This window comes from Bacillus sp. AFS053548 (assembly GCF_002575105.1).
Taxonomy (GTDB): Bacteria; Bacillota; Bacilli; order Bacillales; family Bacillaceae_G; genus Gottfriedia.
In genome coordinates this window covers 23863-31298 of sequence record NZ_NUHI01000040.1, presented here as the reverse complement: position 1 = coordinate 31298, position 7436 = coordinate 23863, and the positions used below count along the sequence as shown (strand labels likewise).

The 7436-nt window shown below is 33.7% G+C and carries 6 protein-coding genes; all 6 read left to right on the top strand.

Translation table 11 applies throughout. The features are described 5' to 3' along the window. Positions 1 to 354 precede the first annotated feature (354 nt). The gene (locus tag CN946_RS19980) at positions 355 to 792 is read left to right on the top strand and encodes a Dps family protein (protein ID WP_483295411.1); all 438 of its coding nucleotides are present in this window, start codon (positions 355 to 357) and stop codon (positions 790 to 792) included. A 557-nt stretch (positions 793 to 1349) separates the two neighbouring features. Beyond that, the gene (locus CN946_RS19975) at positions 1350 to 2375 is read left to right on the top strand and encodes an ABC transporter ATP-binding protein (protein ID WP_098862697.1); all 1026 of its coding nucleotides are present in this window, start codon (positions 1350 to 1352) and stop codon (positions 2373 to 2375) included. Next, complete coding sequence (locus CN946_RS19970; RefSeq protein WP_098862696.1) at positions 2356 to 3282, top strand: ABC transporter ATP-binding protein; 927 nt, start codon at positions 2356 to 2358, stop codon at positions 3280 to 3282. Before CN946_RS19975 ends, CN946_RS19970 begins: the two co-directional genes overlap by 20 nt. A gap of 15 nt (positions 3283 to 3297) precedes the next feature. Beyond that, the gene (gene opp4B / locus CN946_RS19965; protein WP_098862695.1) at positions 3298 to 4263 is read left to right on the top strand and encodes an oligopeptide ABC transporter permease; all 966 of its coding nucleotides are present in this window, start codon (positions 3298 to 3300) and stop codon (positions 4261 to 4263) included. 14 nt (positions 4264 to 4277) lie between these two features. Next, a complete protein-coding gene (locus tag CN946_RS19960) occupies positions 4278 to 5183 on the top strand; it encodes an ABC transporter permease (RefSeq protein WP_098428191.1) in 906 nt (301 codons plus the stop codon). A gap of 24 nt (positions 5184 to 5207) precedes the next feature. Beyond that, entirely contained in the window at positions 5208 to 6986 is a 1779-nt protein-coding gene (gene opp4A / locus CN946_RS19955; RefSeq protein ID WP_098862694.1) for an oligopeptide ABC transporter substrate-binding protein, read from the top strand. Positions 6987 to 7436 lie beyond the last annotated feature (450 nt).

Sequence of the window (7436 nt, the reverse complement as noted above, 5' to 3'; positions counted from 1 at the left end):
ATGAACCCTTTATGAGTTACTGTGTTTCATCTTTTTTGCTAATTTACTTACTCATGAACCCCTTATGAGTTACTATATTTCATCTTTTTGCTTTTTACTTACTAATGAACTTTCCTTGTGTAAGTAAGAAGTATATCTTCATCACCCCTCAAATAGTATGAGGTTTTTTTATTTCAATATAATGCCATTGACAATTTAACGTTAATTTTACTAATTGTTGTCTTAGCTATCAAATATTACCATGACTATTCTTACTCAATATCAGTTAAGATGGTTTATATGGTTTATATGGTTTATATGGTTTTTTAATCTTTTACATCATTTAGAGGAGGGGTTTTAATGGATACATCATCCATCTCAAAAACGACTGTTGATGTGCTTAATAAGCAAATAGCAGACTGGAATATTCTATTTGTAAAGTTACATAACTATCATTGGTATGTAAAAGGTCCAAATTTTTTCACTCTACACACTAAATTTGAGGAATTTTACAATGAGGCAAGTTTACATATTGATGAGCTAGCAGAGCGAGTGTTAATAATTGGTGGAAAACCACTAGCTACAATGAGAGAGTATCTTGATACTTCAAGCCTTAAAGAAGCAAATAAGAATATTACTTCTGATGAAATGGTCCAAGACATTACTAAGGACTATAATTATTTAATTGAAGAATTAAAAGATGGTATGGAAATTGCAGAGTCTGAAAATGATTCAGTTACTCATGATGTACTATTAGCCATTCGAGAACAACTTGCAAAGCATGTTTGGATGTTAACAGCCTACTTAAATTGAGTTAAGATTTAAGATTAAATTAAGAAAAGCAGTGTAAAATAAAATGGATTATTCATCCTTTTATCTTTATACTGCTTTTTTTCTTTCCTAATTTATCTAAAATTAAAGTTTAGTAGACATATATTTTTAATGTAATTCTTACTTTTCGTGTAAAAATAGGTATTTTTGACTAGGAATTTCAAACTACAAATTGTACATCGGATATATATTTTCCACTAAATTATTTCATATTCCGACAAAAACCTCTTTTTTTCTCCTTTATTTTCAAACACATCTTTTTATCTACTCTTCAAACCATTTTGGAAACGTTTTCATTTTGTGTTTTCCTTACTCTCCCTTATTTTATTTAATCTATCAACCTTTCTATCGAATCGTAGTGACATTTTTTCCCTATTAATTTACTAGTTAATCCGAATTTCGAATGAATTTTAGTCAAAAAGGACTATATATTACAGAAAATGTTTTCATATTGAAACATTCGCGTAATAATATTATACTTATGAAAATTCAAAATATATCAACAATTTTGCTCATGAAATCTCGAAAGGAGACACGAAATGTCAAAACCTCTTTTGGAAATCGAACATTTAACGACATCGTTTCGTATAAACAACCAATACTATCCTGCTGTGGATGATGTATCACTGACTGTCCATGAAAATGAAGTTCTTGCAATTGTGGGTGAATCAGGCTGCGGTAAAAGTGCTCTAGCCCTATCAATCCTAGGACTACATTCAAATAATCGTACAAAAATGAATGGATCGATCTCTTACAAGGGTACAAATTTACTAACGCTAAATGATAGTAAGTTAAATAAAATTCGAGGCAAGGAAATCGGAATGATTTTCCAAGAACCTCTTACTGCTCTAAATCCGTTAATGACGATTGGTAAACAAATTGAAGAAAATTTAGATTTTCATACTGATCTTTCACGCTCACAAAAAAAGGAGCGTGCATTAGAATTACTAACCCAAGTTGGAATTCCAAAGCCAGAGGTTACTTATAAACAGTACCCGCATGAATTATCTGGTGGTATGAGACAACGTGCTATGATTTCAATTGCCATCGCATGTAACCCTTCGTTCATTATTGCAGACGAGCCAACTACTGCTTTAGATGTAACGATACAGGCTCAAATATTAGATTTATTAAAAGAAATACAAAAGAAAACGAAGCTAGGCATCATTTTAATTACACATGACTTAAGTGTTGTTGCAGAAGTAGCAGACCGTGTTGCTGTTATGTATGCTGGACAAATTATTGAGACTGGTTCAGTAGAAGAAATACTAAATAATCCATTACACCCATATACGCGCTCACTATTAAACTCTATTCCTACTACTCATTCAAAAAATCAAAGACTTCATATTATTGAAGGTACAGTTCCACCATTAGACAAACTACCTAGAACAGGCTGCCGATTCAGCCACCGTATTCCTTGGATTCAAAATTATGCTCATGAAAATCAACCTATCTTGCACGAAGTTACACCAAATCATTATGTACGCTGTTCTTGTTATAAGCATTTCCATTTCAAGAACGAGAAAGGAGCACCGATCATAAATGTCTCTATTAAAGGTTGATAACTTAAAAGTACATTACCCTATTCGTGGTGGTATTTTTCGAACAGTTGTAGATCATGTTCGAGCTGTTGATGGAATTTCATTTGAACTAAACGAAGGCGAGACATATGGTCTAATTGGAGAATCAGGTAGTGGAAAATCTACTGCAGGCAAGGCAATACTTCAATTAGCAAAGGCTACTAATGGAAGTATTAATTTTTTAGACAATGACTTAATAACGCTAAATAAAAAGCAATTGCGAGCATTTCGACAAGAGATTCAAATGATATTTCAAGACCCATACTCTTCTTTAAATCCTAAAAAGAGAATTATTGATTTAGTTGCAGAACCTCTAAGAAACTATGAAACTTTAACTGCTGAAGAAGAACGTGAACGAGTACTTTACTACCTAGATAAAGTTGGATTATCTCCAGAATCACTATATAAGTATCCACATGAATTTTCTGGTGGTCAACGTCAACGAATTGGGATTGCTAGAGCTTTAACTTTACAACCTAAGTTAATAGTTGCAGATGAGCCTGTTTCCGCTTTGGATGTTTCAGTACAAGCACAAGTACTTAATTTCTTACAAGATTTACAAGAAGAATTCAAACTAACTTATTTATTTATCGGACATGACTTAGGCGTTATTCGCCATTTATGCGATCGAATTGGTGTTATGTATCGAGGGAGACTTGTTGAAGAAGGCACTACTGAAGATATCTTAAACAACCCACAACATATATACACTAAACGCTTAATTTCAGCAATACCAGATATTCGTCCAGAAGTTCGAGAAGAAAAAATTAGAGAAAGACAAGAAGTTAGAAAAGAATATCAACAAAATGCTTCTTCTTACTTTGATGAAAATGGTCGACCATTTGATTTAAAACCAATCTCAGATACTCATCGAGTAGCATTACCTTAGAAAGGAGTAACGAATATGTTAAAATTTGTCATTCGACGTATACTCATCATGATTCCTCAGCTTCTTATCTTGAGTATACTAATCTTTGCACTAGCTAAAGCAATGCCTGGTGATGCGCTTACTGGACGATCAATTAACCCAAAAGCTAATCCACAAGAAATTGAAAAAATTCGTGAAGAAATGGGTTTAAATGATCCTGCTTATGTTCAGTATTATCATTGGATTAAAAATGTTGCAAATGGAGATTTTGGTGTTTCCTATACACATAAAATCAATGTAGTTGATGTAATTGGTGACCGTATTGGAAATACTGTATTACTTGCCCTCTGCGTGTTTATTGTAACTTATTTACTGGCAATTCCACTTGGTATTATTAGTGGACGCTATAGCGACACCTGGGCGGATAAGCTGATAACCGGATATAACTATTTAGGTTTTGCTACCCCTTTATTTATTTTTGGAATTGTTATGCTGTTTGTTTTTGGATTTTATTTTGATCTTTTCCCAACGGGCGGTAGCGTAGACCCTACGATTGCTGACGGAACTTTTGCTTATTACGTAAGCAAATTAGATCATCTTGTTTTACCAACTTTATCAGGTGCACTTATTTCAACTGTTGGAATTTCTCAATATTTGCGTAGTGAAATTATTGATACAAAAGTAAAAGATTTTGTCAGAACAGCTAGATCAAAAGGTGTTCCAGAATCAAAGGTTTATTCTCGACACGTTTTACGAAATTCATTTTTACCAATCGCTGCATTTTTAGGTTATGAGATTACAGGTTTAATAGCTGGTTCTGTATTTTTAGAATCAATTTTTGGATATCCAGGAATTGGGCAACTGTTCGTTAAATCCGTTATGTTACGTGATTTTACCGTTGTAAATGCGCTTGTTTTAATGACATGTCTTGCAACACTTTTCGGAACATTAATCTCAGATATTATTCTAAGCATCGTAGATCCACGTATACGGATTGAATAGGGTAGGTGAAATTTATGGAATTAAAAATCGAAAATCAAACTCATATTACAGAGCAACGAAAAAGTCCATCTGGATTTAGTGTCATTTGGGCAGAATTTAGACGAGATAAGTTAGCTTTAGGTTCTCTTATCGTACTTGGCCTAATAATAATAGGTGTGTATGCTACTTCTCTTATTCTAGATCAAAATCAAATTGTTAAAGTCGACTTTCTATCAATCTATCAGCCTCCTTCCTCTACTCATTGGTTAGGTACTGACTACGGAGGACGCGATATATTTGGACAACTAATAATTGGGACAAGAAATTCCTTTACGATTGGATTTTTTATCACGATTATTACAAATCTACTAGGCCTAGCATTAGGTTTAATAGCTGGCTATTTCGGTGGTTGGGTAGACAGTGTCGTAATGCGTATTATTGACTTTTTCCTATCCTTACCAACATTAATGTTAATTATTGTATTCGTAACAGTTGTACCTAAATTCTCTATCATAAATTTTGTCCTTATTATGAGCCTTTTTTTATGGACAGGTAAGGCAAGATTAATTCGTTCAAAAGTTTTATCAGAGAGCGAATTAGATTATGTGGCAGCAGCTAAAGCAATTGGCACGCCGAATTGGAAAATCATTATCTCACATGTTTTACCAAATGTAAGTTCATTAATTATCGTTGCATTCACTTTAAACCTAGCAGGAAATATTGGAATAGAATCTGGTCTAACCTTCCTTGGATTTGGTTTACCAGAAAGTACACCAAGTTTAGGAACACTAGTTAGTTATGCAACAAATCCTGATGTTTTACAAAATAAGCTGTGGATATGGTTACCTGCATCGTGCATGATTTTAGTGCTCATGCTGAGTATAAATTTCATCGGTGAAGCGCTAAAGCGTGCAGCTGATGCTAGACAAAGAAGAGGATAATTAAAAATTAAGGAGAGTGGAAATATGAAAAATGCAAAAAGCTTTACTAAAGTATTAAGCGCAATGGCAGTATCTATGATGATTCTTTCAGCATGTAAAGGCGGCGATACAAAGACTACGACTACTACTAAGCAAGTCGATCAAGCTGCTTTCCCAATCAAAGTAACAAATAACAAAAAATCGGTTTCAGGTGGCATTTTAAAATATGGTTTAGTTTCAGATACACCATTTGAAGGTATCTTAAATACAGTTTTCTATGAAGGCGATCCAGATTCTCAAGTACTTCAATTCTTTGATGAAGCACTTCTTTCAACAGATGAAAACTATATTTATGACCAAGATGGTGCTGCTACATATAAATTAAGCGATGACAAAAAGACAATCACATTAAAAATTCGTGATAATGTAAATTGGACGAATGGAGATCCAGTTACAGCAGAAGATTTAGAATATGCTTATCTTGTAATTGGTAATCCAAAATATACAGGTGTACGTTATGACTCACAAATGTCTATGATTGAAGGTATGGAAGATTACCATAACGGAAAGGCAAAAAATATTTCTGGAGTTAAAATAACTGATCCTAAAACAATTTCAATTACATTTAAAGAAGCTAACCCATCTGTACTTACTGGATTATGGACTAACCCACTACCTAAAAAATATTTAGGCAATGTGCCAATCGATAAATTAGCATCATCAGACCAAATTCGTAAAGCTCCTATCGGCTTTGGACCATTTAAAATTAAAAAGATCACACCAGGTGAAGCTGTAGAGTTTGAAGCGAATAAAGATTACTGGAACGGTGCTCCAAAACTTGACGGTGTACTTTTAAAAGTTGTTAATCCAACTATTGCTACATCTTCTCTAGCAAACGGAGATATCGATATCGCTTCTGTTTCAGCTGACCAATTCGATCAAGCTAAAAAATTAAAAAATATCCAATTAATCGGTAAAACAGAGTTAGCTTACTCTTACATCGGATTTAAATTAGGTCATTACGATGCAAAAAATGGTGTAAACGTAATGGATAATCCAAAATTCCAAGATAAGCGTGTACGTCAAGCAATGGCTTATGCCCTTGATAATAAAGCAGTTGGGGAAAAATTATACAAAGGATTACGAGTGCCTGCAACTTCTGTAATTCCACCATCATTCCCTAAATACTTTGATAAAGCATTAAAAGGATATACTCATGATCCTGAAAAAGCTAAAAAATTACTAGACGAAGCTGGTTACAAAGATGTAACTGGAGATGGTTTACGTGAGGATCCAAACGGAAAACCATTTAAAATCAACTTCGCTTCTATGAGTGGTGGCGATATCGCTGAACCATTAGCTCAATTCTACTTACAATCTTGGAAAGAAGTTGGCTTAGATGTTCAATTATTAGATGGACGTTTACATGAGTTCAACTCATTCTACGATATGGTAGAAAAAGATAATCCAAAAATCGATATTTTCGCAGCAGCTTGGGGAACAGGTTCTGACCCAGACCCATCTGGAATTTGGGCTAAAAATGCACCATTCAACTACGTTCGTTGGGTAAATAACGACAATGATAAACTATTAAAAGAAGGTATTTCAGCAAAAGCATTTGATGAAAAATACCGTCAAGATGTATACGATAAATGGCAAGAGCTTGTAAATGACGAAGTGCCAGTTATCCCTACTCTATTCCGCTTCGGTTTAGATGGCGTTAATAAGCGCGTTAAAGGTTACGACTTAACAGCTGGTCAAGGCTTCCAGGGTCACTTACAAGATATCACTGTAACAAGTAAAGAGTCTGAAAAAAATAAATAAGCAGTAAAAATGTAGCTGTCCCTTAAGTCAATGTACTTTTGGGACAGTTCTTTTTTGTGTATAACTCATACCTGATTCTAAAGAATAGATAGCCATAACAGTAAAAATGTGGATAAGTAACTCCCCCATTCCTTTCTGTAAAAGGTTATTAACAAGAACTTGCGAACATTTGTTGATATTTAATGCAGAATCAGCTAAAAACAGTAATATGCACATCAAAACAGTGGATAAGTAACAGCTCCCCCCATCAAATCAAAAAAATATTAACGAAAATATGCACACTGTTGATAAAATTGTGAACTTTGTTAATAAAGCAGTAATTTTTATTCAATAAATTTGTGGGTACGATTTAATGTTGGATTTGTGTGAGCTGAAATAAGTAGATTCAATTTTAATATGCATGAACGATATGTGGACATTGTTGATAAAGTTGTGAGCTTCCCTTACTAA